This is a genomic window from Bradyrhizobium sp. SMVTL-02 (assembly GCF_051853005.1).
In the GTDB taxonomy this organism is placed as follows: domain Bacteria; phylum Pseudomonadota; class Alphaproteobacteria; order Rhizobiales; family Xanthobacteraceae; genus Bradyrhizobium.
The window spans coordinates 397,967-423,794 of sequence record NZ_CP182469.1; the positions used below are offsets into that span (position 1 = coordinate 397,967).

Annotated in this window: 25 protein-coding genes, 1 tRNA gene and 1 pseudogene; 4 read left to right on the top strand and 23 right to left on the bottom strand. The window is 64.4% G+C overall.

Annotated features, from left to right (window positions below; genetic code table 11):
* Window positions 1-363: 363 nt before the first annotated feature.
* The 12 genes from ACNJYB_RS01900 to proB form a co-directional block, all read right to left on the bottom strand.
* A complete protein-coding gene (locus tag ACNJYB_RS01900; RefSeq protein WP_439375460.1) occupies window positions 364-1,545 on the bottom strand; it encodes an IS91 family transposase in 1,182 nt (393 codons plus the stop codon).
* Window positions 1,546-1,551: 6 nt separating this feature from the next.
* Complete coding sequence (locus ACNJYB_RS01905; RefSeq protein WP_439368084.1) at window positions 1,552-2,412, bottom strand: tyrosine-type recombinase/integrase; 861 nt, start codon at window positions 2,410-2,412, stop codon at window positions 1,552-1,554.
* A 457-nt stretch (window positions 2,413-2,869) separates the two neighbouring features.
* Entirely contained in the window at window positions 2,870-3,370 is a 501-nt protein-coding gene (locus ACNJYB_RS01910) for an RNA pyrophosphohydrolase (RefSeq protein ID WP_439372444.1), read from the bottom strand.
* Between the two features lie 63 nt (window positions 3,371-3,433).
* Window positions 3,434-3,940, bottom strand: a complete 507-nt coding sequence (locus ACNJYB_RS01915; protein WP_439372445.1) for an RNA pyrophosphohydrolase — start codon at window positions 3,938-3,940, stop codon at window positions 3,434-3,436.
* 72 nt (window positions 3,941-4,012) lie between these two features.
* Window positions 4,013-5,221, bottom strand: a complete 1,209-nt coding sequence (locus ACNJYB_RS01920; protein WP_439372446.1) for a divergent polysaccharide deacetylase family protein — start codon at window positions 5,219-5,221, stop codon at window positions 4,013-4,015.
* Window positions 5,222-5,382: 161 nt separating this feature from the next.
* Complete coding sequence (locus ACNJYB_RS01925) at window positions 5,383-6,738, bottom strand: S41 family peptidase (RefSeq protein ID WP_439372447.1); 1,356 nt, start codon at window positions 6,736-6,738, stop codon at window positions 5,383-5,385.
* The gene (locus ACNJYB_RS01930) at window positions 6,735-8,084 is read right to left on the bottom strand and encodes a murein hydrolase activator EnvC family protein (protein ID WP_439372448.1); all 1,350 of its coding nucleotides are present in this window, start codon (window positions 8,082-8,084) and stop codon (window positions 6,735-6,737) included. The genes ACNJYB_RS01925 and ACNJYB_RS01930 overlap by 4 nt, the downstream gene beginning before the upstream one ends.
* Before the next feature lie 31 nt (window positions 8,085-8,115).
* On the bottom strand, window positions 8,116-8,598 hold the full coding sequence (gene rlmH, locus ACNJYB_RS01935) for a 23S rRNA (pseudouridine(1915)-N(3))-methyltransferase RlmH (protein WP_439372449.1): 483 nt from the start codon (window positions 8,596-8,598) through the stop codon (window positions 8,116-8,118).
* Between the two features lie 97 nt (window positions 8,599-8,695).
* A complete protein-coding gene (gene rsfS / locus ACNJYB_RS01940) occupies window positions 8,696-9,052 on the bottom strand; it encodes a ribosome silencing factor (protein ID WP_439372450.1) in 357 nt (118 codons plus the stop codon).
* A gap of 208 nt (window positions 9,053-9,260) precedes the next feature.
* Complete coding sequence (locus tag ACNJYB_RS01945; protein ID WP_439372451.1) at window positions 9,261-9,905, bottom strand: nicotinate-nucleotide adenylyltransferase; 645 nt, start codon at window positions 9,903-9,905, stop codon at window positions 9,261-9,263.
* Between the two features lie 20 nt (window positions 9,906-9,925).
* A complete protein-coding gene (locus ACNJYB_RS01950) occupies window positions 9,926-11,233 on the bottom strand; it encodes a glutamate-5-semialdehyde dehydrogenase (protein ID WP_439372452.1) in 1,308 nt (435 codons plus the stop codon).
* Between the two features lie 135 nt (window positions 11,234-11,368).
* Window positions 11,369-12,490 (bottom strand): glutamate 5-kinase, encoded by a 1,122-nt coding sequence (gene proB, locus ACNJYB_RS01955; protein ID WP_439372453.1) that lies wholly within the window; start codon window positions 12,488-12,490, stop codon window positions 11,369-11,371.
* Between the two features lie 200 nt (window positions 12,491-12,690).
* Here proB and ACNJYB_RS01960 point away from each other — a divergent pair, with 200 nt between their 5' ends.
* Window positions 12,691-13,656, top strand: a complete 966-nt coding sequence (locus ACNJYB_RS01960; protein WP_439372454.1) for a Bug family tripartite tricarboxylate transporter substrate binding protein — start codon at window positions 12,691-12,693, stop codon at window positions 13,654-13,656.
* Window positions 13,657-13,864: 208 nt separating this feature from the next.
* Here ACNJYB_RS01960 and ACNJYB_RS01965 read toward each other — a convergent pair whose 3' ends face one another.
* The 3 genes from ACNJYB_RS01965 to ACNJYB_RS01975 all read right to left on the bottom strand — a co-directional run bounded on the left by ACNJYB_RS01965 (window position 13,865) and on the right by ACNJYB_RS01975 (window position 17,207).
* Window positions 13,865-15,499 carry an alkaline phosphatase family protein gene (locus ACNJYB_RS01965; protein ID WP_439372455.1) on the bottom strand — a complete coding sequence of 545 codons (1,635 nt, stop codon included), beginning with the start codon at window positions 15,497-15,499 and terminating at the stop codon, window positions 13,865-13,867.
* Between the two features lie 99 nt (window positions 15,500-15,598).
* Entirely contained in the window at window positions 15,599-16,639 is a 1,041-nt protein-coding gene (gene obgE / locus ACNJYB_RS01970) for a GTPase ObgE (protein ID WP_439372456.1), read from the bottom strand.
* Window positions 16,640-16,724: 85 nt separating this feature from the next.
* Window positions 16,725-17,207: a MaoC family dehydratase gene (locus ACNJYB_RS01975; protein ID WP_439372457.1), complete on the bottom strand. Its 483-nt coding sequence runs from the start codon at window positions 17,205-17,207 to the stop codon at window positions 16,725-16,727.
* 254 nt (window positions 17,208-17,461) lie between these two features.
* Between ACNJYB_RS01975 and ACNJYB_RS01980 the strand changes: the two genes are divergently transcribed.
* Complete coding sequence (locus ACNJYB_RS01980) at window positions 17,462-18,376, top strand: DMT family transporter (RefSeq protein WP_439372458.1); 915 nt, start codon at window positions 17,462-17,464, stop codon at window positions 18,374-18,376.
* Between the two features lie 42 nt (window positions 18,377-18,418).
* On the opposite strand, the gene ACNJYB_RS01985 is transcribed toward ACNJYB_RS01980, so the two are convergent.
* The 3 genes from ACNJYB_RS01985 to rplU form a co-directional block, all read right to left on the bottom strand.
* Window positions 18,419-19,012 (bottom strand): GNAT family N-acetyltransferase, encoded by a 594-nt coding sequence (locus ACNJYB_RS01985; RefSeq protein WP_439372459.1) that lies wholly within the window; start codon window positions 19,010-19,012, stop codon window positions 18,419-18,421.
* 151 nt (window positions 19,013-19,163) lie between these two features.
* On the bottom strand, window positions 19,164-19,433 hold the full coding sequence (gene rpmA, locus ACNJYB_RS01990; protein ID WP_018643862.1) for a 50S ribosomal protein L27: 270 nt from the start codon (window positions 19,431-19,433) through the stop codon (window positions 19,164-19,166).
* Between the two features lie 102 nt (window positions 19,434-19,535).
* A complete protein-coding gene (gene rplU / locus ACNJYB_RS01995; protein WP_439372460.1) occupies window positions 19,536-19,922 on the bottom strand; it encodes a 50S ribosomal protein L21 in 387 nt (128 codons plus the stop codon).
* Window positions 19,923-20,253: 331 nt separating this feature from the next.
* On the opposite strand from rplU, the gene ACNJYB_RS02000 reads away from it, so the two are divergent.
* Entirely contained in the window at window positions 20,254-21,384 is a 1,131-nt protein-coding gene (locus ACNJYB_RS02000; protein ID WP_439372461.1) for an ROK family protein, read from the top strand.
* 188 nt (window positions 21,385-21,572) lie between these two features.
* Here the strand turns inward: ACNJYB_RS02000 and ACNJYB_RS02005 are convergent, their stop codons facing one another.
* Entirely contained in the window at window positions 21,573-22,436 is an 864-nt protein-coding gene (locus ACNJYB_RS02005) for an alpha/beta fold hydrolase (RefSeq protein WP_439372462.1), read from the bottom strand.
* 136 nt (window positions 22,437-22,572) lie between these two features.
* Here ACNJYB_RS02005 and ACNJYB_RS02010 point away from each other — a divergent pair.
* A tRNA-Ser gene (locus ACNJYB_RS02010) sits at window positions 22,573-22,662 on the top strand.
* Between the two features lie 45 nt (window positions 22,663-22,707).
* On the opposite strand, the pseudogene ACNJYB_RS02015 reads toward ACNJYB_RS02010, so the two are convergent.
* From ACNJYB_RS02015 to ACNJYB_RS02030, 4 genes and pseudogenes are all read right to left on the bottom strand, one after another.
* Window positions 22,708-23,759: pseudogene (locus ACNJYB_RS02015) on the bottom strand (integrase core domain-containing protein).
* Window positions 23,760-23,985: 226 nt separating this feature from the next.
* Window positions 23,986-24,411 (bottom strand): DoxX family protein, encoded by a 426-nt coding sequence (locus ACNJYB_RS02020; protein WP_439372463.1) that lies wholly within the window; start codon window positions 24,409-24,411, stop codon window positions 23,986-23,988.
* 101 nt (window positions 24,412-24,512) lie between these two features.
* On the bottom strand, window positions 24,513-24,782 hold the full coding sequence (locus ACNJYB_RS02025; RefSeq protein ID WP_439372464.1) for a nuclear transport factor 2 family protein: 270 nt from the start codon (window positions 24,780-24,782) through the stop codon (window positions 24,513-24,515).
* A gap of 91 nt (window positions 24,783-24,873) precedes the next feature.
* Window positions 24,874-25,794 carry a LysR family transcriptional regulator gene (locus ACNJYB_RS02030; RefSeq protein WP_439372465.1) on the bottom strand — a complete coding sequence of 307 codons (921 nt, stop codon included), beginning with the start codon at window positions 25,792-25,794 and terminating at the stop codon, window positions 24,874-24,876.
* Window positions 25,795-25,828: the final 34 nt, after the last annotated feature.

Here is a 25,828-nt window from a genome sequence, read left to right on the forward strand (position 1 = left end):
CGACGGAATCTTGAGGGTTCTGTGAGGTCGCGTGGCAGGCGCGAGCCGCGCGCTCTGTGGTGCGTGCGACCTCATAGAAGCCGGATTGAACGAAGCTGCGGAGTTGTGGGCGCTATGGGAATAGTGCAGCGGGTGCGGCTGCGGGGAACGCTCGCCTGTGGTCGCCGCGCGTCCGCGAGTCATTCATCGGATGTGAGGGGCCCGATTGATCGGGCCAAGGGCGCGATCCAGCGAGCGATTTGCAGCGCTGGGATGCGCTACCGAACGATTGGCGGGGTGTTCGGTGACGAGCGCGGCCACGGCGACTTCGGACGTTGCCACCAAGAAGGTGATTACGGAAGGGGTGGATGGTACAGACGCTGGTCATGACGTATCACAATGAAACGGCTGGTCGCGCGCGCAGGCTCGCGGGACGATATCGACGCGCCGCATGGTGCCGCCACAATGCGGGCAGACGGGGATCTCGCATTTGGTGAGGGGATCGGCGCCGGCTTCTTGATCAGTCGGAGCGTTGCGGACAGCAAGGAGTTGACGGCAGAAAGCGATTTTATCGTTGCGTCCGCCATTGGCGAGGAAACCATAGTGGCGGATGCGGTGGAAGCTGTCCGGCAGGGTGTGCAGGAGAAAGCGACGAATGAACTCATCGGCCTTAAGCGTCATCACTTTGGTTTTACGATTCTGCCGATAGTCCTTCCAGGCAAAGCTCACCTTGCCGTCGGCAAGCGAGATCAGCCTACTGTTGGCGATGGCGACGCGATGCGTATAGCGGCCGAGATAAGCCAGCACCTGTTCGGGCCCACCGAATGGCGGCTTGGCATAGACGACCCAGTCGGTCCATCGAAGTTGAGCGAGGCGCTCGGCGAATGCGGCGGGATCGGCGAGACGGGCGAGATCGCCAAAGAAGCCCAACTGGCCAGCCGCGAAGGCAGCTTGCAGCTCTTGCAGAAACAGGCGGCGGAACAGCCTGGAGAGGACGCGCACCGGCAGGAAGAAGCCGGGCCGGCAAGCGACCCAGTGTGTGCCGTCGAGTGAAGGTCCACCACCAGGCACGACGCAGTGGATATGCGGATGGTGTTGCAGGGTTTGACCCCAAGTATGGAGGACGGCGGTCAGACCGAGCTGAGCGCCGAGATGCTTGGGGTCGGCCGCGATGGTGGTGAGCGTCTCGGCCGCGCAGCGGAACAGAATGGCATAGACCACCGCCTTGTTCTGGAAAGCAATCTCTCTGGCCGGCGCCGGCAAGGTGAAGACGACGTGGAAGTATGGCACGGGAAGGAGTTCGGATTGTCGCTCGGCAAGCCATTGCGCGCGCGCCGAGCCTTGGCACTTCGGGCAATGCCGATTGCGACAGGAGTTGTAGGCGATCCGGGTGGCACCGCAGTCGTCGCATTGCTCGATGTGGCCGCCAAGCACAGCCGTCCGGCATGCCGTGATCGCGCCCATGACGCGCCGCTCGACGCGACCCAGATGTCCGGCACGAGCTTGCCGAAACGCTTCGCCGTGGCGGCGGAAGATATCCGCCACTTCCAGAACTGGAGTCATCAGGTCCGCTCAGCCGGGCGGCACGACCTCCAGGCGGAGCCGGTCAAGCGGACTTGGCGTATTGCTGATGGTCTTTGTGGCGACTTGGGTATAGCGCGCCGTGCTCTGCAGACTGGCATGGCCGAGCAGCACCTGGATGATGCGCACGTCGGCCCCGTTCTCCAGGAGATGGGTCGCGAATGTGTGCCGCAGCGTATGCACTGTCACCGACTTGCTCAAGCCGGCCGCCGTACAGGCTGAACGGCAGGCGGCGTGCAGCACGTTAGGGACGAGCGGACGCTCGTCGTCGCGGCCGGGAAATAGCCATCGTTTGGGCCGAGTGAGCCGCCAATACGTCCGCAGAATCCTCAAAAGCTGCGGCGAGAGCATAACGTAACGGTCCTTGCCGCCCTTGCCGTGCTCGACCCGGATCAACATCCGCTGGCTATCAATGTCGACAACCTTCAAGAGGACCACTTCCGATACGCGCAAGCCTGCGGCATAGACGGTGGTCAGCGCGGTACGGCTCTTGAGGCTTGGGATTGCTTCCAGGAAGCGCACGACCTCGTCGGCGCTCAGCACCACCGGCAGTTTGCGCGGTTTACGCGCATAGGCGATGCGCTCCGGAACGGTGTCATGACCCAGCGTCACACCGTAGAAAAACCGCAGTGCGCAGACGATCTGGTTCAGCGCCGGCCAGGACATCCCCGTCGCAACCAGATGAACCTGGAAAGCACGGATATCCTCCAGGTCGAGGCGGTCAGGAGAACGACCGAAATATCGGCTCAACTTCGCTACGGCGTTGAGGTAGGATTGCTGCGTCGCCGGTGACAGATTGCGGACCGTCATGTCCTCGATCATGCGGCGGCGAAGTGGGCTGATCTCAGCCATCGGAAAACCTCCTGTCTAAAGGGTTGGGCTTCGAAAACCCGCAATCCTCTCAGACAGGAGGCAATCCTTGCTATGCCTCCCTACATGCCGCGCCAGCGGCTTCGTTCAATCCTGAAAATGAAATTGCAAGGTTCCGACGCCCGAAGCATCAAACCCCTGCAAACGCAAAACAGTCCACAACGACAAATGCGATTCTAGCTCAATCGCTTAGCCACTCTTCACGGACGACTGATTAGCCTCATCCTGAGGAGGCGCGTAAGCGCCGTCTCGAAGGACGAGCGTGCGCGCAGGCCGCCGCAACGAGTCATATGCGACAGCCCTGACGCAGGCGGGGAGAGGTGAAGCGACCATTGCGCCCCGTTACCGATTCTGCGCGACCCTTCAGTCACTTTGCCGCAACCACCGCCCCTCGCGCCGTCGGCGGCGTTCTACTGTGCATGGGGTTGTTTTCGCAGTTTCATTTTCCGAAGGCCGCAAACTCTCGCGCCACGGCCTGATAGACCTCGCGCCGGAACGGCACCACGAGGTCGGCGACACGGTCGAGGCGCTCCCAGCGCCAGGCGTCGAACTCCGCGGGCTGGCCGTTGCGCGGCGTCAGCGGATCGATCTCGTCGTCCTTGCCGGTGAAACGCAGCGCGAACCATTTCTGCCGCTGGCCGCGGAATTTTGCGAGGCGATGCGTCTGCGGTCCGTCATAGGGCGGGAATTCATAGGTGAACCAGTCCGTCTCGGCGAGGAACTCGACGCTGACGACGTTGGTCTCCTCCCACAGTTCGCGCATCGCCGCATCGCGCAGATTCTCTCCCTGGTCGACGCCGCCTTGCGGCATCTGCCAGTCGAAGCCCGGCAGGATGATCTCCGGCCCGTCGCCCTTGAAGCGGTGCCCGATCAGGACGCGACCGTCGGCATTGAACAGGGCGATGCCGACGTTGGGGCGGTAGGGCTTTGCATTCGTCACGCGTAAATCTCTCGTCGTCATTCCGGCGATGCATTAGCACCGAAGCCGGGACGACAATTTGATTTATTGATCCGCCAGCGCGGAAAATTCCTTCACCACGCGCTCGTAGACCGGGCGCTTGAACGGAATGATCAGCCCGGGGAGGTTCTTCATCGGCTCCCAGCGCCAGCTCACGAATTCGGCCTTGTGGCCGCCGCCGCCGGGCTTCTCGACGTTGATCTCGCTGTCCTTGCCGGTGAAGCGCACCGCGAACCACTTCTGGCGCTGGCCGCGGTAGCGGCCTTTCCAGGCGCGGCCTGCGACCGTGCGCGGGATGTCGTAGATCAGCCAGTCCGGGACCTCGCCGAGCCGCTCGACCGAGCGCACGCTGGTCTCCTCGTAGAGCTCGCGCTTGGCGGCTTCCCAGGTGTCCTCGCCGGGATCGACGCCGCCCTGCGGCATCTGCCAGACATGGGCATCGTCGACATGCTCGACGCCGCCGGCGCGGCGGCCGATGAATACCAGCCCCTTCGCATTGATCAGCATCACACCGACGCAGGTCCGGTAGGGCAGATCCTCGTAACGCGCCATTCCGCCAGACCTCTTCCCTGCACTTGGTGGCATGCCGGTCCCGCGCGACCCGTGCCGTACCAATCCGTTGATTTAGCTGGATTTTGATTTCAGCATCGCGGTTGTCAATGGCACCAAGAGGATACCTCGGTCGCCCAATGTCTTGGTCCAGGCACTGACGCGCTCGATCGAGACCGGCAGGGCCGAGGCGATCCCGACCGCGACGCCGCGCTCGCGGGCCGTCGCTTCCAGCTTGGTCAGGGCGCGGTCGATTTCGGTCGGGGTCGGCACCACGTCGATCGCGATGTCGCCCTTGCCGAACGGCATCGACGCGTTCGCCGCGGCCTGGGGCGCGATGCTGCGGGGCGAGGAACCATCGTCGAAGAAGCCGAGGCCGCGCTTGGCCGCCTCGCGGATGATCGGCTGCATCGCCGGCTCCGTCGCGATGAAGCGGGCGCCCATGAAATTGGTGAGGCCGGCATAGCCCTGCATCCGGCTGAGGTGCCAGTACAGGCGGTCCATGTTCTGGTCGGGGCTGAGCGAGGTCAGCAGCGTCTGCGGCCCCGGATCGTTGTCCGGGAAGTCGTAGGGCTCCATCGGGATCTGCAGGAAGATCTCGTGGCGCTGGGCCCGCGCCCGCTCGGCGAGCTTGCCGCGATCGGCGCCATAGGGCGTGAAGGCCAGCGTCACCGCTGGCGGCAGCTTCATGATCGCATCTACGGTCTTGGCGGCGCCGACGCCGAGGCCGCCGATCACGATCGCGACCACGGGCATCCCGGCGGCCTTGGCGCGGTCGGCATCCGCCGCATAGACGTTGAACGGCTTCATGTCGCCGGCGGCCGCGGGGATCATGCCGTAGCGCGACTTCTCCAGCAGCTTGGGATCGATCTCGGCCATGACAGGCGGCGGGGCGGACGCCGCCTCGCCCTTGTCGGCGGCCTCGCCGGCGCCGATCACCACGTCGTGCCGCGCGCCGGTCGAGCCGTCGATCATGGTGACGGTCTTCTGCTCGCCGGGCGCGGCCTGCTTGGGTGCCGTCTCGTGCTTGCCCTCTGGCTTGCTCTCCTGGCTCGAGGCCGGCTTCTCGTCCGTGACCTTCGGCTCGCGAATCGCGATCCGCGTCACCGGCTCGCCGCCGAGCGGGTCCTTGTTGAAGATGGCAAAGCCCGCAAAGGTCACCAGGAACAGGCCGAGCAGGCCGGCCAGCAGCTGCATGGCGGTGAACGGCAACCGCAGCCGGCGCTTGCGGCGCGGCTTGTCCTGTCCGAGCGGGGCGCTCAGATCATCGGCCGTTTCAGTCATGCCCGATCCCGAATCACTGGTCTCGACGATACCACGGCGCGGTCAAGCGGCGGCAGGCCGGGATAGGCCGGGGACGACAGGAGTTCCAAGCAAAAAGGGCGGCTCCAGGAGCCGCCCTTTTCGTGAGATCGCGCGGTGCGCCGACTTAGTTCGTCGCCTTGTTAGTTTGCCGCCTTGGGCTTGTCGGCCGCCGCCTTGTCGCTGCCCGGGGTGGGCGCGGCGGAGGCGCTGTTCTTGATGCCGTGGAGCAAATCGTCGGCGAGCTTGAGCGCCTTGTCGTCCTTGGCGTCCGGCGGCACGTAGGACTGCGAGCCGGTCTTCTCGTCGCCGTCGTTCTTGAGATGGCCTCGCAGCGAAGCCTCGCCCTTGGTGTCGGTGCGCGACTTCAGCTCGTCCGGCACGTCCTGCAGCACTTCGATGTCGGGCACGATACCCTTGGCCTGGATCGACTTGCCCGACGGCGTGTAGTAGCGCGCCGTGGTCAGGCGCAGCGCGCCGTTGCCCGAGCCGAGCGGGATGATGGTCTGCACCGAGCCCTTGCCGAACGAGCGCGTGCCGACGATGGTCGCGCGCTTGTGGTCCTGCAGCGCGCCGGCGACGATTTCCGAGGCCGAGGCGGAGCCGCCATTGACCAGCACGATGACCGGCTTGCCCTTGGTGAGGTCGCCCGCATGCGCGGTGCGGCGCTGGGTCTCCTCGGCATTGCGGCCGCGGGTCGAGACGATCTCGCCCTTCTCGAGGAACGAGTCGGAGACGGTCACCGCTTCCTCGAGCAGGCCGCCCGGGTTGTTGCGGAGATCGATGATGTAGCCCTTCAGCTTGTCGCCGATCTGATTCGAGAGGTTGGCGACCTCGCGCTTCAGGCCTTCGGTGGTCTGCTCGTTGAAGGTGGTGATACGGATATAGGCGATGTCGTCGGCCTCGACGCGCGCACGCACCGAGCGGACGCGGATGTTGTCGCGCACCAGCGTCACGTCGATCGGATTGTCCTGGCCCTTGCGGATGATCTTGAGCTTGATCTTGGTGTTGACAGGACCGCGCATCTTCTCGACCGCCTGGTTCAGGGTCAGGCCCTGCACCGCCTCGTCGTCGAGATTGGTGATGATGTCGTTGGCCATGATGCCGGCGCGCGAGGCCGGCGTGTCGTCGATCGGCGAGACCACCTTGATCAGGCCGTCCTCCATCGTGACCTCGATGCCGAGGCCGCCGAACTCACCGCGGGTCTGCACCTGCATGTCGCGGAAGCTCTTGGCGTCCATGTAGCTCGAATGCGGATCGAGCCCGGTGAGCATGCCGCTGATGGCGGATTCGATCAGCTTGGTGTCGTCGGGCTTCTCGACATAGTCGGAGCGCACGCGCTCGAACACGTCGCCGAACAGATTGAGCTGGCGATAGGTGTCCGCGGTCGCGGCTCGCGCGCTGGAGCCCATGAACACCGCGCGCGGCTGGGTCACGAACAGCGTCAGCGCCGCACCGGTGGCTGCGCTGAGGAGGATTACTGAAGTCTTGCGCATCATCCGCGAACCTTCTCGCCTTCATTTGCGGCCCACCATGGGCCTGGATCGATTGGAGTGCCGTCTTTACGGAACTCGACATACAGCACAGGTTGACTCGCGTTCGTGGCGAGAATGGAGGCGACTTGAGAGGTCGACCCCATGTTCGCGACAGGCTCCCCCGTGAGCACAAACTGTCCGATGTTGACCGAAATGCGCTCCATCCCGGCGATCAGGACATGATACCCGCCCCCGGCGTTGAGGATCAAGAGTTGTCCATAGCTGCGGAACGGGCCGGCATACACAACCCAGCCATCGCACGGCGTCGTGACCTGGGAGCCGGGCTTGGTCGCCAGCGAAATGCCCTTCTGCACCCCGCCGACCCCGTCGGAACCGCCAAAGTCCCTGATCTTGTTACCGTTAACCGGAAGGGGCAGGAGGCCCTTGGCCGAGGCGAAGGCGATCGCGGGGGTGGTCCGGGACCGGTCCTTGAAAGCGGCGGGGCCGGATTTGGCGCTGGCGGCCGCATTTGCCGCCGCTTTGGCCTCGGCCTGCCTTGCGGCCTCGGCGGCCTTCTCGGCAGCCTTGGCGGCGCTCTGCAGGTCCTGCTCCATCTTGGTGATGAGCCCCTGGAGGTCGCCGACCTGCCTTGAAAGGGCGATGGCGCGCGAATTCTCGGCGTCGAGATCCTTTTCGCGCGCCGCCTGCTGGCGCTGCCGCTCCTCGACCAGAGCGATGAGGCGGGTCTGGTCGCTCCTGACCCGGTCGCGGTCGGCGGCGAGCTGGTCGCGTTCGCTCGCGATGTTCTTGCGCAAGGCGATGAGCTCGCCGAGCTCGCCTGCTATTTTTTCCGCGCGGCCGCGCAATTCCGGCACGACGGCGCCGAGCAGCATCGCGGTGCGTAAGGATTGCAGTGCATCCTCAGGGCGCACCAGCAGCGCCGGCGGCGTGCGCCTTCCGGCCCGTTGCAGTGCCGCCAGCACCTCGACGATGTCGGCGCGGCGCGAATCAAGCGAAGAGCGCATCTGCTGCTCACGGCCGTTCAGCGCCTTCAGCCGCGTTTCGGCTTCGTCGATCTTGGCCTCGACGCCTCGCACATTGGCGGCCGTGTCGATCAGCTGCTGATTGAGCTGGGTGCGGTCCTGGCCGAGCGCCGTGATCTCGGCCTTCAGCTTGGCTTGCGCTTCCTCGGCGCTCTTCTGTCTTGCGCGCGCAGCTTCCAGCTCCTGCTCGCGCTGCTTGATGGCGTCGGGCGAGACGGCTGCGGTCTGCGGCGCAGGCGCTGCCGCCTGAGCTTGTGCGAGGCTTGTGCCTGCGAGGTTTGCGCCTGCGAGGCTTGCAATCAGCAGGTTGAGGACGGGCGCTCGCATCGCTTCAGGCAAAGGCTCGTTGTGGCGCGCATCACGCGCGGTGATAGGGGTGGCCGGCCAGGATGGTGGCGGCCCGATAAAGCTGTTCCAGAAGCATGACGCGGACCATTTGGTGCGGCCAGGTCGCAGAGCCGAACGCGATCGCGAGCTTCGCCTTACGGCGCAATTCGGGCGAAAGTCCGTCCGCCCCTCCGATCACGAAGATAGTATGTCCGGCACCCTCGTCGCGCCAGCGCCCGAGATGCCGTGCGAATACGGTGGAGTCGAGATTCTGGCCGCGCTCGTCCAATGCCACCAGGACGGATTTTTCAGGGATATGCGTCGAGATCGCCGCGGCTTCTTCAGCCATTCGCGTCGCGGCGTCGCGCGCGCGGCTTTCGGGAATCTCGTGGATGCTGAGCTCGCGGAAACCAAGCTTGCGGCCGGCCTCGTCGAACCGCTCGAAATAGCGGTCGGCAAGCTCCCGTTCGGGGCCCTGCTTCAGCCGGCCCACCGCAATGACTGCAACGCGCATGATGGTTTCAGCGTCGGGTTTTCGAGGTCGCGCGCATCAGGCGCGCGCACGACGCTAGCATGCGCGTCAGCCGATTCGAAATCGGCGTCGTCAGCCTCTAGATCGCCTTCGCCGCCCCTGGGCCCTGCGTGTACAATCTCTCGAGATTGTAGAACTCACGGACCTCGGGTCTGAACACGTGCACAATCACATCGCCGGAATCGATCAGCACCCAGTCGCAATTGGGCAAGCCCTCGACATGGATGTTCCTGATGCCGGTTTCCTTGAGGCCCTTCGTCACGTTCTCCGCGATCGCACCGACGTGCCGGTTCACCCGGCCGGTGGTGACGATCATGTAGTCGGAGTATGCCGATTTGCCGCGAAGGTCGATGGTGACCGTCTCTTCCGCCTTCATATCCTCGAGGCGGGAGAGGATCAGGCTCAGCGTCTTGTCGGCGTCGGGTTGCGCCTGCAAGGCCGCAGCTTTGGTCGATGTTTTACGCGTAGGCTTAGCAACCTTGGGTAAAACAGACTTGGACAATACAGATGTGGCCAGGGACCATTCCTTTCACTGTATCGCGAGGACCGAATCCGGCGCTCGCTTGTGACACTACATCATGTGGGGTTAAGGGTTTCAATATGCCAGAGAGGCCGACATCCGCAGGAAGCCTGCACACTCCATCTCATTTCGTACCTTTCCAGCTCCCGTCCGGGTTCCGCAGCCCGGTCGAGGACAGATTCAGCTTCAATCCGGTCAGGAACACCCAGGACGGGGCCGGCCGGTCCGCAAGCAGCGCTGCCTTGTTCTCCGGCAGACGGTAACGAGATAGCGCTTGGGCGGCGGGCGAGGCGAGGGCGCGAAAACTCTGCGGCGGGCGATCGATGACCGCCATCGGCACCTGGCCGGCGATGCGCCGCCAGTCCTGCCAACGATGGAATTGAGCGAGGTTGTCGGCGCCCATGATCCAGACAAAGCGCAGGCCCGAGAAGCGGCGGCGCAAGGTGTTGATCGTGTCGATAGTATAGCGTGTGCGAATGACGGATTCGAGACAGCTCACCTCGATGCGCGGATCATCGGCGACATCGCGCGCGGCCTGCATGCGCGCACCGAGCTCGTGCAGATTGCCGTTCTCCTTGAGCGGATTGCCGGGGGTCACCAGCCACCAGACGCGATCGAGCTGAAGACGCTTCAGAGCAAACCGGCTGATCGCGCGATGCGCCTGATGCGGCGGGTTGAAAGAGCCGCCGAGCAGGCCGATGCGCATGCCCTCCGTGTGGGGCGGGACCGCTTGCGCCACAAAACGCGGCACGACGAATTTGTTGCTCAATGCCCGCCCTGCAACATGGCTTACGGCCGCGTCTGCCCGGTTCCGTGGACGCGATACTTGAAGCTCGTGAGTTGCTCGGCGCCCACAGGGCCGCGGGCGTGGAAGCGGCCGGTGGCAATGCCGATCTCGGCGCCGAAGCCGAACTCGCCGCCATCGGCAAACTGCGTCGAGGCGTTATGCAGCACGATAGCGGAATCGACCTCGCTCAGGAATTTCTTCGCCGCACGCTCGTCAGCGCTCACGATCGCATCGGTATGATGCGAGCCGTGATTCTGGATGTGCGCGATCGCGCCGTCGACGCCGTCCACCACCTTCGCCGCGATGATCGCGTCGAGATATTCGGTGTCCCAATCCTCGTCGTTTGCAGGCTTTACGCGTGCATCGGCCTTCTGCACGGCATCGTCGCCGCGCACTTCGCAGCCGGCCTCGATCAGCATCTCGACCAGCGGCTTCAGGCTCGATCCAGCAGCCGCGCGATCGACCAGCAGCGTCTCGGCCGCGCCGCAGACGCCAGTGCGGCGCATCTTGGCGTTGAGCACGATGGACTTCGCCATGGCGAGGTCGGCGCTGGCATCGACATAGACGTGGTTGACGCCTTCGAGATGCGCGAACACAGGCACGCGCGCCTCCTGCTCGACGCGCGCGACGAGGCTCTTGCCGCCGCGCGGCACGATCACGTCGATGGTGCCGTTCAACCCCGACAGCATCATGCCGACCGCCGCGCGGTCGCGTGTCGGCACCAGCGTGACCGCAGCCTCGGGCAGGCCGGCCTCGCGCAGGCCCTGCACCAGGCATTCATGGATCGCGCGGCACGAACGGAAGCTGTCCGAGCCGCCGCGCAGGATCACGGCATTGCCGGACTTCAGGCACAGCACGCCGGCATCCGCCGCAACATTCGGGCGGCTCTCGAAGATCACGCCGACGACGCCGAGCGGCACCCGCACGCGTTCGATGGTCATGCCGTTCGGCCGCTGCCAGCTCTCGGTGACGACGCCGATGGGATCGGCGATGCCGCGCACGATGCCGATGCCCTCGGCCATCGATTCGACCCGCGCCGGCGTCAGCGTCAGGCGGTCAATGAAGGAGGAGGTCATGTTGCCGGCGGTGCGGGCCTCGGCGACGTCCTCGGCATTGGCGGCGAGGATCGCCGCCGAGTTGGCGCGGATTGCCCGCTCCATGGCTTCCAGGGCCCGGTTCTTCTGCTCCGGCGGCGTCAACCCCAGCGCGCGCGCGGCAGCACGGGCACGGGTTCCGAGATCGGACATCAGCGCCAAGAGATCGCTAGTACGATCGGCATTGCCGTCAACGGCTTTGAGGGGGGCGGCCATGGGGTTCAACCTTCTGCTAAGGCGGTGTCCTAGCACGGAAATCCTGCTTTTGCGAAGGGCGGGGAGGGTATGGCAGGTCTCCCCGGTGGCGGGCTGGCCAGGTCACTGGCCTAGCAAAAAGGGCCGCAGCGGGCCTTACCCGCCCACCACCAGATCGTCACGGTGGATCATCTCGGCCCGGCCGCTGATGCCGAGGATGGTCATCACGTCCGGCGAGGAGCGGCCCTTGATGCGTTCGGCGTCGTCGGCGTCGTAGGCGATCAGGCCGCGGCCGATCTCGCTGGTATCGGGGCCGCGCACGATCACGGCATCGCCGCGCGCGAACTGGCCCTCGACCTTGATCACGCCGGCCGGCAGCAGGCTGGCGCCGGCGCGCAGCGCCGTCACCGCACCGGCGTCGATCGTCAGCGTGCCCTTCGGCTCCAGCGTGCCCGCGATCCAGCGCTTTCGCGAGGTGATGGGATTGGCGGGCGTCAGGAACCAGGTGCAGCGGCCGCCATCGGCGATCGCCTGCAGGGGATGCTCGATCTTGCCGGAGGCGATCAGCATGTGGGTGCCGCCGGTCGTCGCGATCTTGGCCGCTTCGACCTTGGTGCGCATGCCGCCGCGCGACAACTCGGACTCGGCATCGCCCGCCACGGCCTCGATCTCCGAGGAGATGCTGTCGACGACGGGAATGAGCTTGGCGTTCGGGTTGTTCTTGGGCGGGGCGTCGTAGAGCCCGTCGATGTCGGACAGCAGCACCAGCAAATCGGCACTCGCCATGGTGGCGACGCGCGCGGCGAGGCGGTCGTTGTCGCCGTAGCGGATTTCGGTGGTCGCGACCGTGTCGTTCTCGTTGATGACGGGGATGGCGCGCCACTCCAGCAGCTTGCCGATGGTGGAGCGCGCATTGAGGTAGCGACGGCGCTCCTCGGTGTCCTGCAGCGTGACCAGGATCTGGCCAGCGCCGATGCCGTGCGCCCCCAGCACCTCCGACCAGATCCGCGCCAGCGCGATCTGCCCGACCGCGGCGGCGGCCTGGCTCTCTTCCAGCTTCAGCGGGCCGCGTGGCAATTTGAGCCGGCTGCGGCCGAGCGCGATCGAGCCGGAGGACACGACGAGGACGTCGCGTCCTTCCTTGTGCAGCTTGGCCATGTCGTCGGCGAGCGCGGCGAGCCAGGACGCCCGCACCTCGCCCTTGTCGGAATCGACCAGCAGCGCGGAGCCGACCTTGACGACGATGCGGCGGAATTGACTGAGTTCGGGGCTGGCCATGTGTGTATGTGCTGGGCGCTACGGGACGAAATTGCTCTGAAAACGGCGGCGCGACGGGCGGTGCCGACGAGGCTGCTTTTGCAGCAGGACGATGGCCGGCGCAAGGCGGCCGGAATGGTAAAGGGCGAAGGTCGGCCTTGTGTTGCCCGCTGACCCGGCTCTAATGCCGCCAACCAATAACGGGCTGGACGAGGAAACGAATGGATCGCCGCAAATTCCTGGCCGGATGTCTCGGATTGCCGCTGCTAGCGCATGTGGATGCGGGACATGCGCAGGTTGGCCTCACCAAGATCATCTTCCCGTTTGCGGCGGGGGCCGGCGGCGACACGCTGTGCCGGCTGATAGCGCAAGAGATCGCGCCGGTGCTGCAACGGACCGTCGTGGTCGAGAATCGCACCGGCGGTGACGGCCTGATTGGGATCAAATCGGTGAGGGGCGCGAGCCCCGACGGCAGCATGGTGCTGGTGACGACAGGCCCGACCATGTACCTGCTGCCGATGGTGGAGACGACACCGAGTTTCGACACGGCCAAGGACTTCGTGCCGGTGTCGCTGCTTGCGCGGTTCGAGTTCGCAGTGGTGATCGGCCCGGCCATCGATGCCGCCGATTTCAAGGGATTTGTCGCGTGGCTGAAGGCGCATCCCGACAAGACCTCGTTCGGTGTGCCGAGCAACGGCACCATTCCGCATTTCATGGGCTCCAAGCTTGAGAAGGACCTCGGCATTCCCCTGACGCGCGTACCCTATCGCGGCAGCGCGCCGATCCTCAACGACCTCGTAGGCGGTCACATCTCCTTCGGGATCACGACATTGGCCGATGCGCTGCCTCAGCATCGCGCCAAGGGCGTGAAGATCGTTGCGGTGTCGAGCGCGCAGCGTTCGCCGTTTGCGCCTGAGGTTCTGACGCTGAAGGAGAGCGGCATCGATCTCGTCGCGGACGCCTGGTACGGAATGTGGCTTCCCGCCGGCAGTCCGCCGGAATTCGCGAGCAAGCTCGGCGCCGCCGCAAGCGCGGCGCTTGCGAAGCCGGAGGTGAAGGAGAAGCTCACCGCGATCGGCCTGATCCCGGTCGGCAGCAATGCGGAAGGACTGTCGAAAGAGCTCGCCGCGAACACGGCGTTCTGGCAGCCGATCGTCAAGGCGACAGGATACAGGATCGAGAATTGAGGTCCGCTCCCTCGCCCCGCTTGTGGGCAGAGGGGCGGGTGAGGGGGAGTCAGCGCCGGGCGGTGAGAATCGAATTCTTCGATGCTGCCCATCGTCATTGCGAGCGGAGCGAAGCAATCCAGTGTCTTTCCGCGGAAGGATTCTGGATTGCTTCGCTGCGCTCGCAATGACCTGCTGAAAGATCGGGGTTCGAGAGGCGAAGACTAGCTCACATCTTCGCGCGCTGGGCGATGCCGTCCTTGATCGCGGCGAGCTCTTTCTCATCCCAGATGCCGATCAAGATCCCGCCCTTCACCTGGAGCTGGTTGTCGGCATAGGCAGCGATTTTCTCGCGCGACGTCGTGATGTGGTCGCTCGGATGCAGAGCCCAGTCGAACAGCTCGGCCTGCAACCGCGCGATGACGCCGGCGCATTCGGGATCATCGCCGCGGTCGACGTACTCTTCCGGATCGGTTTCGAGGTCGTACAACATCGGACGGAAGCCGGAGGCGTGGATATATTTCCAGCGGCCGTCGAACACCATGAACAGGCGGCAGCGTTCGATCGGCTGGTTCAGCTTCAGCCGCACGTCCTGCATGGCGTAGTCGTATTCGGAGAACACGACCTTGCGCCAATCCGGCGGCCTCTCGCCGCGCAGCAGCGGCAACAGCGAGCGTCCTTCCAGGATGTGGCCCGGCACCTTGCCGCCGAAATAATCCACGAAGGTCGGCGCAAGGTCGATGCCTTCCACCAGCGCGTCGCTGCGCGTGCCGCGCGTAGCGTCGGCTTCCCTGGAGGGATCGATGATGATCAGCGGAATCTTCGCCGACTGTTCGTGGAACAGGTCCTTCTCGCCCATCCAGTGATCGCCGAGATAGTCGCCGTGATCGGAGGTGAACACGATCGTGGTGGTCTCCAGCAGGCCGCGTTCACCCAAGAACTTCATCAGCACGCCCATCTGGTCGTCGATCTGGGTGATCAGGCCCATATAGGTCGGGATCACCTTCTCGCGGGCATCGTCGCGCGCCATGTTGCGGGAGTAGCGCATGTCCATATAGGCGCCGAACACCGGATGCGGATTTTGCCGCTCGCGCTCGGAGCGGATCACCGGGATCATGTCGTCGGTCGAATACATGCTGGCATAGGGCTCTGGCGCGATATAGGGCCAGTGCGGCTTGATGTAGGACAGATGCAGGCACCACGGCCGTCCGTCCGTCTCGGCCTCGGCAATGAAGTCCATCGCGCGCCGCGTCATGTAGGGCGTCTCGGAATGCTCCTCCGGCACGCGCGCGGCCTTGTCGGCATGCACCAGCAGCCAGCCGTTTTGCAGCGAACCATCCTCGGCCGCGCCCGAATTGGCCCAGTGCTCCCAGGGATTGGTCGCTTCAAAGCCTTGGCTGCGCAGATACTCGTCGTATTTCGGGCGCGGCCGTCCGGTCGGGTGCAGACCGTCATCGCGCTCATAGGGCTCGAAGCCGCATTCGGCGACGTGCACGCCGATCATCGATTCCGGCGGGATGCCCAGCGCCTTCATGCCTTCGAGGTCGGGCGCCATGTGGGTCTTGCCGACCAGCACGTTGCGCACGCCGATCTTCTTGAGGTGATCGCCGAGCGTGGGCTCGCCGACGCGCAGCGGCCAGCCGTTCCAGTGTGAGCCGTGCGAGCGCATGTAGCGCCCGGTATAGAACGACATCCGCGACGGACCGCAGATCGGCGATTGCACATAGGCCTTGGTGAAGAGCACGCCGCGCTTCGCCATCGCGTCGATGTTCGGTGTCTTCAGCGTGGGGTGGCCGGTACAGCCGAGATAATCATAGCGAAGCTGGTCGCACATGATCCAGAGAACGTTCTTCGCGCGCGCCATGCTTGTCGCTCCAACACTTCGTTTGCCGGATATTGCGCTATTGATGGCGCGAAGAAAACCTCTCCCGAAGGGAGAGGTGTCGAGAGAGCGGTGCTTAACTCACGCCGACCACGGCTCCGCTTCGGCCGCGCTCTTCGCCTTGGCGGAGACCGGGCTTTCGCCGATCACATCGGCCAATGCGCGCAAGGCTTCCTTGACGCCCTGGCCGGTGACGCCCGAGATCAACAGCGGGGTCTTCTTGGCGGCGCGCCTCAGGCGGTCCTTCTGCTTCTTCAGCTCGTCCGGCTCGACCGCGTCGATCTTGTTCAGCGCCACGATCTCGATCTTGTCGGTGAGCTGCCCGCCATAGGCGTCGAGCTCGTTGCGCACCGTCTTGTAGGCCTTGCCGGCGTGCTCGCTTGTTGCGTCGACGAGATGCAAGAGCACGCGGCAGCGCTCGACATGGCCGAGGAAACGATCGCCGAGGCCGGTGCCTTCATGCGCGCCTTCGATCAGGCCGGGAATATCGGCGAGCACGAACTCGCGGCCGTCGGCATTCACGACGCCGAGTTGCGGATGCAGCGTGGTGAAGGGGTAGTCCGCGATCTTCGGCCGCGCCGCGCTGACCTTGGACAGGAAGGTCGACTTGCCGGCATTGGGCATGCCGACGAGGCCGGCATCGGCAATGAGTTTCAGCCGCAGCCAGATCCAGCGCTCCTCGCCGGGCTGGCCGGGATTGGCGTTGCGCGGCGCGCGGTTGGTCGACGACTTGAAATGCGCATTGCCGAAACCGCCATTGCCGCCCTCGGCCAGCACGAATTTTTCGCCGACCTTGGTGAAGTCGTGGATCAGCGTCTCGCGATCCTCGTCGAAGATCTGCGTGCCCAGGGGGACCTTCAGCACGATGTTCTTGCCGTTGGCGCCGTGACGGTCCGAGCCCATGCCGTTCTCGCCCTTCTGGGCCTTGAAGTGCTGCTGGTAGCGGTAGTCGATCAGCGTGTTCAGCCCGTCGGCGACCTCGATGATGACATTGCCGCCGCGGCCGCCATTGCCGCCGGAGGGACCGCCGAATTCGATGAACTTCTCGCGGCGGAACGCCACGCAGCCGTTCCCGCCGTCACCGGAGCGGATATAGACCTTTGCTTCGTCGAGGAATTTCATGGGCCATAGGTAGGCCAGCCAGCCCCCTCCGGCAACCCGGATTGACCCGCAAATCGGCTGAAATTCCGCGAATTTCGGCCCTTGCTTAACCAGTCGGCCGGCGCCGGATCAGGAATTTCTGCATGCCCTCCAGCACCAGCTCCTTGCGCTGGTTGAACACGGTGCTGCGAAGCGTCACCACGCCGGTGGTGCGTCCCGGCACCAGCTCGGTGACCTCGAGCGCGGGATAGATGGTGTCCTCGGCGAAGACGGGTTTGAGGAACCGGCTCGATTGCTCGAGGAAGCCGACCAGGGAGTCCTCGACCATGAACGGAAACAGGCCGGCGCCGGGCGCGGTGTGGATCAGGGTCTGGAAGCCGTGGGCGAGCAGATGCGGCATGCCGCGGCTGCGGCAATATTCCACGTCGTAGTGCACGGGATGGGTGTCGCCGCTCGCGGCCTGGAATGCGGCGAACACGGCCGAGGTCTGGGTGCGGCTCGGCAGCACGAAGCGCTCGCCGACCACGAAATCCTCAAACCAGCGTTGTGTAGGGATCATGCGATGCTGGGTCGGATCGAAATCGGTCATGTCCAAGCTCTCTTGTCGGTGCGGGGCTTATCGCTACCGCGACGCGAACGGTGCGACAATCCGTTCAATTCAGCGGTAGTGGGCTTGTCGCGGTCGCTCACGTCATTAAAACGACCGCAAGCGACACTATTCGCCGATTCCTGACGCTCTCTCCCCGTCATTGCGAGCGCAGCGAAGCAATCCAGGCTGCTGCGGCGGAAAAATTCCGGATTGCTTCGCTGCGCTCGCAATGACGATCCCTCGCAGTCCGATCGATGCCCTTCTTCAAGAACCTCTCCGCCTACGACGATCGTTCCGCGCGCCTTGCCGGCATCGCGCTGATGGTGCTGTCGATCTTCATGTTCTCGTTCGGCGATGCCATGGGCAAGTTCCTGGTCGGGACTTATTCGGTGGGGCAGCTGCTGTTCCTGCGCGCCTGCGCGGCGCTGCTGTTGCTGTCGCCGCTGATCTGGAAGCAGCGTCACCGGTTCCTGCATCTGGAGCGGCCGGGCCTGCAGCTGTTTCGCGTCGTGCTCTCGACGCTCGAGGTCGCGGCCTTCTTCCTCGCGACCGTCTATCTGCCGCTTGCCGACGTCATCACCTATTATCTCGCCGGCCCCATCTTCGTCACCGCGATGTCGGCGATCTTCCTCGGCGAGAGGGTCGGCTGGCGGCGCTGGACCGCAATCCTGATCGGCTTCTGCGGCGTCCTGATCGCGCTGCGGCCGTCGGCCCAGACCGTCAGCCTGCCGGCGCTGATCGCGCTCGGCGGCAGCCTGTCCTTCGCAACCCTGATGCTGATCACGCGCAGCCTGCGCAAGACGCCCGACATCGTGATGGCGTCCTCGCAATTCATCGGCACGTTCTCGCTCGGCGCGGTGCTGTCGGCATTCCACTGGGTGCCGCCGACGCCGGGCAGCCTCGTGTTCTTCGCGCTGGCGGGGCTCATCTCGGTGACGGCGCTGTTCTGCGTCAACCGCTCGCTCAAGCTCGCGCCGGCGAGCGTGGTGGTACCGTATCAATATTCGATGATCGTCTGGGCCGTGATCTTCGGCTTCGTCGTGTTCGGGGATGTGCCCTCGATCGCGACCATCGTCGGCGCGGCGATCATCATCGGCGCGGGATTCTACATCTATCTGCGTGAGCGTGATCTCGGGCGCGAGAGCACGGAAGTGAATCCGCCGGCGTGATGCCCATCCTCCCCTGAAGGGCCGGGGGAGGGTGATCGGGACCTACCTCACCCGTCGCGCGCTGCTCCAGCTCTTCAGCGACGCCCACACGCCGCGGGAGAGGCGGAAGCAGTCGACGGGCGTCGAGGAGCCCAGCGCCAGGAAGCGGTGCAGCTGGACGCCGCTCCACTGGAAGCCGCACTTCTCCAGCACCTTGCGCGAGGCCGGGTTGGTGACGCGGGCGCCGGCATGGAGATGGTCGTCCTCGTACTCCTCGAAGAAGAAGTCGATCGCGCCGCGCGCAGCTTCGGTGGCGAAGCCCTGGCCCCAATGCTCGACGCCGAGCCAGTAGCCGAGTTCGGCGTGGCCGGGCTTGGAGCAGTCGATCCCGACCATGCCGACCGGGCCGCTGTCGTGCTCGATCAGGAACACGGTCTCGCTGCCGGGCTCGGCGGTGGCGCGGATGAACTCGATGGCGTCGTCCTGCGAATAGGGATGCGGCAGGCGGCGCGTGTTCTCGGCGACGCGGCGGTCGTTGGCGAGCCGGGCGATGGTCCTGACGTCGGCGAGGGTCGGCCGCCGCAAGGTCAGCCGCTCGGTGGCGACGACGCTGGGTCTCGCCTCCCGCAAGGTCACGCTCGAGAAGTCCTGCAACATGTCCGGCTCCGTGAAAGTCACTAAATCAAAGTGAGCAAGTCAAAGAAAAGGGGAGGCCGGTTTCCCGCCTCCCCTGGAGCCTTCGATCTGTTGATCTATGGGACTCCGCCGGTTTGGTAGGACCCGGCGGACTCCGATTTGATCCACCGTTCTATTCAGCCGCCTCTGCGATCGGGAGCACCGATACGAAGGTGCGGCCGTTGGCTTTGGCCTGGAACGCAACACGACCTTCAACCTTGGCGAACAAAGTGTGGTCCGTGCCCATGCCGACATTAAGGCCGGGGTGCCAGGTGGTGCCGCGCTGACGCGCAATGATGTTGCCGGGAGTGACGATCTCCCCGCCGAACGCCTTGATGCCGAGGCGCTTGCCCTTCGAATCGCGTCCGTTGCGCGATGAACCGCCTGCTTTTTTGTGAGCCATGGCTCGTCTCCGAAATCCTGCGTATTTCTAGATCAATTCCTTGACGGAATCATTTCACGATTTCTCACGCATCAATTCGTGAATTGGCGTGATCACATCCCGTTATTCGGCGGCTTCCGCTGCCGGCTCCTTGGCCACCTTCTCCTTCTTCGGACGCGGGCCCTTGGTGGGCTTGGCGCCGTCAGTCAGAATCTCGGAGATACGGAGCACCGTGATCTCGTCGCGGTAGCCGCGCTTGCGGCGCGAGTTCTTGCGGCGGCGCTTCTTGAAGGCGATGACCTTCGGGCCGCGCTTGTGGTCGAGCACCTCGACCGCAACGGACGCGCCTGCGACCGTCGGAACGCCCAGCACGGGCGTGTCGCCGCCGACCACCAGGACTTCATTCAACTGCACGATCGTGCCGACTTCGCCGGCGATCTTGCCAACTTCGAGAACATCATCCGGCACGACGCGGTATTGCTTGCCGCCGGTTTTGATGACTGCGAACATCGTTCTTTCTCCGTGTTCAATCCCGGCCTCGGGACGAGCATCGTCCGGGTCGGCTTTTTGTCAGTCGCTATGGGTTTATATGCGTTTTGTGCGGACGGGAGTTATCCCATTGAAAGCCCACGCAAAAACATGCGGCGCGAGAAACGCCCCGCGCCGGCTGGGGGACTTATAGCGGCCAACAGCCGCAAGTCAAGGAAAACCGGGCGAAAACGGCCCGGATTTGAAGGATTTGGCTGCGCCGGCGGCCTTCCGCCAAATCTCGGCCGGCTTTGCAACAAACCGGTTCCCCCGCAGTTAGTTCGCCGCAACAGATATGCGGGCAAGGGCTCCCATGGCAACAGACGAACTGGTCAAGACGACGGGCATCGCCCAGCACGGGGCGAGCCGCCTGCCGTCGGTCGATGTCGACAGCTTCAACATCGAGATCAAGGACGACGACGGCTTCCTCGGCGATCGCGCCAGCAAGGGTGCGTTTCGCGAGATTCTCGAACGGTGGCGCAAGCCGCTGCGCAAGAGCGGCGAGGACCCCTTCGGCGACGAGCCGTCTGACAAGATCAGCAAGAAGGTCCTCGATGCCGTTCTGGTCGGCGACGACACGGAGGCAACGGCCGTCGTGCACAGCGCGATCGAGGATTTTGCCCAGGAGCTCGCTTACGTCACGCGGCGGTTCCTCAAGACCAAGGCCTGGGCCAAGACCGAATGCATCGTGGTCGGTGGCGGCTTTCGCGCCAGCCGGCTCGGCGAAATCGCCATTGCCCGGGCCGAGATCATTCTGAAAGCGGAAGGCTTCAAGGTCGACCTGCTGCCGATCCGCTTCGATCCCGATGATGCCGGCCTGATCGGAGCCCTGCATCTCGCGCCGTCCTGGATATTCGAGGCCTATGACAGCATCCTCGCGGTCGACATCGGCGGAACCAACATCCGTTGCGGCATCGTCGAGACGCGCTGGAAGAAGGCGCCTGACCTGTCGAAGGCGGTGGTCTTCAAATCCGATCTGTGGCGCCACGCCGATGATGAGCCGAGCCGGGAAGCGGCAGTCAAACGGCTGGTCAAGATGCTCCAGGGCCTGATCGATGACGCCCAGGCCGAAGGCTTCAAGCTGGCGCCCTTCATCGGCATCGCCTGTCCCGGCGTGATCAACGCGGACGGTTCGATCGAGAAGGGCGCGCAGAACCTGCCGGGCAATTGGGAAAGCAGCAAGTTCAACCTGCCGGCGAGCCTGGTCGAGGCCATCCCCGAGATCGGCGGGCACGACACCGCGATCCTGATGCACAATGACGGCGTGGTTCAGGGCCTCTCCGAGGTGCCGTTCATGCAGCATGTCGAGCGCTGGGGCGTGCTCACCATCGGCACCGGGCTCGGCAATGCCCGCTTCACCAACCGCCGCAAGGAGAACGGCAACGGAAAGGACCGGGACTCTACGGAGAACGGGAAGAAAAAAGGTAAAGCGGACAAGGAGTAACCTTGATCGGTTAGGTTAAGGACCGGATTTCGTTGCGGCGTGCTGGCGTTGCACGCTAGGGTGGAATCGTCGCTTTACCTGGCCGGCGAAGCCGCCCTTCACGGCCAGCATTGCAATGAGCGGCACGGGACCGCCAGTGTTTACCGCGTCTGGCGGTCCCACCCCGTTTTTTTGAATGTCGGTGAGCCTCAGCTCCAGCCGACGCGCTGAAAGAACGCCGCGATCTCCGCCGCCGCGCGATCCGGATCTTCCCGATGAGGGAAATGGCCGACGCCGGGAAACTTCGCGAGATCGAGCGCACCGAAGGTCTCGGAGAGCCGATCGGTCCACGCATAGGGAAACAGCGGATCGTGCTCGGCCCAGCGCACGCAGGTCGGCACCTCGATCGGCGGAAGCTTTGGTGCTTCGCCCCTCATCATCGCGACCCGCCCGGCATGCGAGGCCCGATAATGCGCAAAGCCGCCGGCGAGATTGCCTTCCTTGAAGTAATTGTCGGCGAAGGCGTCGAGCACGTCGTCGAACGCGTTCTTCCGGTGCGCCCAGCCCTTCAGGAAATGGCGGATATAGACCCGGCAGCTCTCGCGGCTCGCCCCGACCAGCGCCGGTGCCATCTCCATCTGGTGGAAGGACTGATACCAGATGTGGTTGAGCCGATCGGGTGCCGCCATGCGCGGCCCGATCCCGGGATAGACGAAATCGAAGAAGAACAGCCCGGCGAGCCGCTCCGGCGCCTGACGCGCCAGCGGCTGCATCACGGCGCCGCCGACATCGTGGCCGACGACGCCGAATCGCTCGATGCCGAGCCCCTCCATCAGCGCCAGCATGTCGGCCGCATGGCCGTCCGGCCCATAAGGCCCGTCCGGCTTGTCGCTGTCGCCGAAGCCGCGCAGATCAGGCGCGATCAGGGTGAAGCGGTCGGAAAGCCGCGCCATCACCGGCTCCCAGGTCAGCCAGAATTCCGGCCATCCATGCAGCAAAAGCAGCGGTTTGCCGCGTCCGGCGCGAACCAGGTGGAAATCGGCGCCGTTGGCGCGGGTCGTCAGGTGCTCCATGGCAGTTCCTTCCCAAGGAGGCGGATGGAGGTGAAAGAGGCAGCTGATTTTCCCCCTTCGCGCCTTGTCTGGCCCGCCATCCTCGCCTATTAACGCCCCCAACCACGGGGGCCGCAGCTCCTATATGGCGCCTTCAGGAGAGGTGGCAGAGTGGTTGAATGCACCGCACTCGAAATGCGGCATAGGTGCAAGCCTATCGGGGGTTCGAATCCCTCCCTCTCCGCCATCGTGACCGGTTGTCCAGCCCGGACACATAGGTAACGGGTCGTACCTAAGACATGGGTGACAACCTCGTGCCGAACGGGTTGTCGAGAGGCTGCAGGGTTTTCTGCTCCAAGTCGAAATATCCAAGATCATAGTGCATGAAGCTGACGAGCCAAATGCCATCGTCGACTTCCTTGATGCCGAGTTTCTGGCCGGCCAGCACGAGGGAGATATTGATTCTCTTGCGGTACAGGCAGAGGCGACCGCAGGAGGTGACGAAGACGTCGCGGTCATGGAAGGGATAAGCCAGTTCCGGCAAGCCGTCGTAGCGGCGGGTTGAGGCTGAGTAGAGGTCTGCGGGGCGTTTCATGTCGAGAGCCTCATGCGGCCGCTCTTCATTGAACTCGTGCAGGAAGCTGTCGAAGCGGTCTTGCTGTTGCAGGCTGTTGAATCCCGGCGGGCGGGTCGCTTCCTTTTTGAGAGTGAGGTGCATCCGCTCATGACGTCCGTTCTGCTGTGGATGGCCCGGTTTGATGCGCTCGATGGCAATGCCGAGCCTGAGCCACCACACCGATAGCTTTGAGAGATTGAACAGAGCGTTGGGACTGGCAAAAGGCACGCCATTGTCGGAACGAATGGCAAGTGGCAGCCCGCGGTCGCGGAACAGCCGCTCAAAGGCCGTTATGGCAGGTTCTTCGCGTGTCGAGTCCAGAGCTTCGCAGAGCAGCAGGAAGCGCGAGGCATGGTCGGTGACGGTCAGCGGATAACAGTATCGGCCATTGCCGAGCTTGAACTCGCCTTTGAAGTCAGCACACCACAGATCGTTCGGGGATGTGCCCTGCGACAGCGGCGTGCCGCGCGCGCGGTGGCGCGGCCCGCCGCCGCGCTTGACCAAGCCGTGGCGATCGAGAACCGCATGGATGGTACTTTTGGCCGGAACCCTGACATCACCGTCGAGCCGCCTGACCAGGAGCTCACGGATCTTGCGCGCCCCCCAATGCGGCTTCTCTTGCGGGAGATGCCGAACTCCCGGCAGACCTCGACCATGCCTTCCCCATCCAGAAGCCGGGCCACAAAACGCAGGCGCTCTTCCATAACCGAACTCGCTTTCCACGGCATCCACACCTCCCGCAGAACAAAAGCGGAAAGTGTAACCCATGTGTCCGGTACGTTCTGTCACCTATGTCTCGGACCGCTCACGGAAATCGAGAAAACTCCTGAAGACGGGTCTCTTCTGGATGCCAGGCTTCTGGCGCCGTCCAGCCCGACCATGCTCTCTCAGATCCTGCGTCGAAAATGACGGAAGACCCGCCGATGACGACGGGCCTTCCGTGATCAATGCCGTTCAACGCGCGTGCGCGACTCCCGCGACGCCACCGCTGTCGTGGCGGGAGCGCGCGTCCAGGCTGAGCGCGCCGGCGCCGAAGGCGACGATCTGAAGCAGGCCGCCTGCCATCATCACGTTCTTGAGGAAATGGATCATCTGGTTCTGGTCGGCAAAGTTGTTGTAGAACGAGATTGCTGCTGCCACCGAGAATACCGCCAGCGCCAGCGCAACCGCGCGTGTCTGATAACCCGCGATCAGCAGCAGGCCGCCACCGAGTTCAACGAGAACGGCAATCGCATAAGAAAGCGGCGGTACGGGTAATCCGGCAGAGGCGATGTAGGCGGTCGTCGCACCATACGCAGCAAGCTTGCCGAAACCGCTCATGGCGAAGGGAAGGCCGATCAGCAGTCGGCCGATGAAAGAAGCATAACGGGTCGTATCCATTGTAGTCACTCCTGTGCTTGGTTGAAGTCGCATGACAACGACACGACGTGTTTCGTTGCCGGGTGGGAATCTGGTTTGTTGAGATCAGACGGACGGAGAATTCAGGGCGTGTAGACGTGGTCGGGATGCAGGCTGCGAAGATCGCCCGCGAACTCGTCGAGTGCGTCGTGTCCGACGATGACGCCCGGAGGAGCATGGACGGCTGCATCCTCAGCGAAAAGGTCGCGGATCGCAGCCCTGCGGCGGTCAGGATTGTTCTCGCCGAACACTTCCGCGACATTGCGCTTCAACAACGTCGCGATGAGGTTTGGGTCGTCGCTTGTAGAGGGCCTGACGTCTTCGACGTGCGTCTCGCTCGATTGCTTGGTCATGACGAGAGCTCCTTGGTTGCGCCCTCAAACTGACCTCGCTTGATTGAGATTTAAATAGAAATGAAAGAAAGGCATCGTTTCTATTTTTGTCCTATTGGTTGCACCGTGTGCCAAGTCCCGACTGTTGCGCCAGCACCGTCCGGGCCGTCGCCACGAACGCCCGCGCCGCCGGCGACAGCGTCCGGCCCTGGCGCTGCAGCAGTGACACGGGTCGCGTGAGGGCCGGCCGGACCAGCGGCCTTGCGATCAGCGTCGGAAACTGGTCGGCCGGCAGCATCGTCGCGGGGAGGATGGCGAGGCCGAGGCCCTGCGCCGTCATGGCAAGCGCGGTGTTGATCAGCGTCACTTCATAGGTCGGATCGAGGCGCTTGCCCTGCGCGCTCAGCGCCTGATCGATCTGCATGCGGATCCGGCTCTCGCGGCGCATCGCGATGGTCGGCAGTTGCGCCAGCTCGTCCCATGTGAGGGCACGGCGTGCGGCGAAGTCGGCGGTGCGGCGGCCGATAGCGCTGAGGCGGCCGCTTGCCAGTGTCTCGGTCGTCATGTCGGCGAATTCGCCCTCCACGCTGCCGATCGCGAACTCCGCGTCGGTCGCGCTCAGGCGCGCCACGAGATCGTCGGCGGCAACATCGCGCATGTCGATTTCTATATTGGGATGGCCAGCGCGGAATCTTGCGAGCACAGACGGCATTAGCGCCGAGGCGGCGCCGGCCGAGGCAAGAAACGCGACGCGGCCGGCGCGGGCCTGCGCGAGGTCGCGCATCCGGCGCGACAGGCCTTGCGCATCGCTCAGCATGCGTTCGGCGGCGTGGATCGCCTCTTCGGCAGCCAGCGTCGGCTGCACCGAGCGCGTGGAGCGGTCGAACAGTTTGACCCCGAGCTGGGCTTCGAGCTGCTGGATCAACAGGCTCGCCGCCGATTGTGTGATCCCGAGCTCGCGGGCGGCCCGCGTGATGCTGCGCGTCCGGTACACGCCCGTGAAGGCCTGTAATTGGCGCAACGTGATATTCATAGGCGAACCTCATGAATTGATGAGTTCTTTCTGG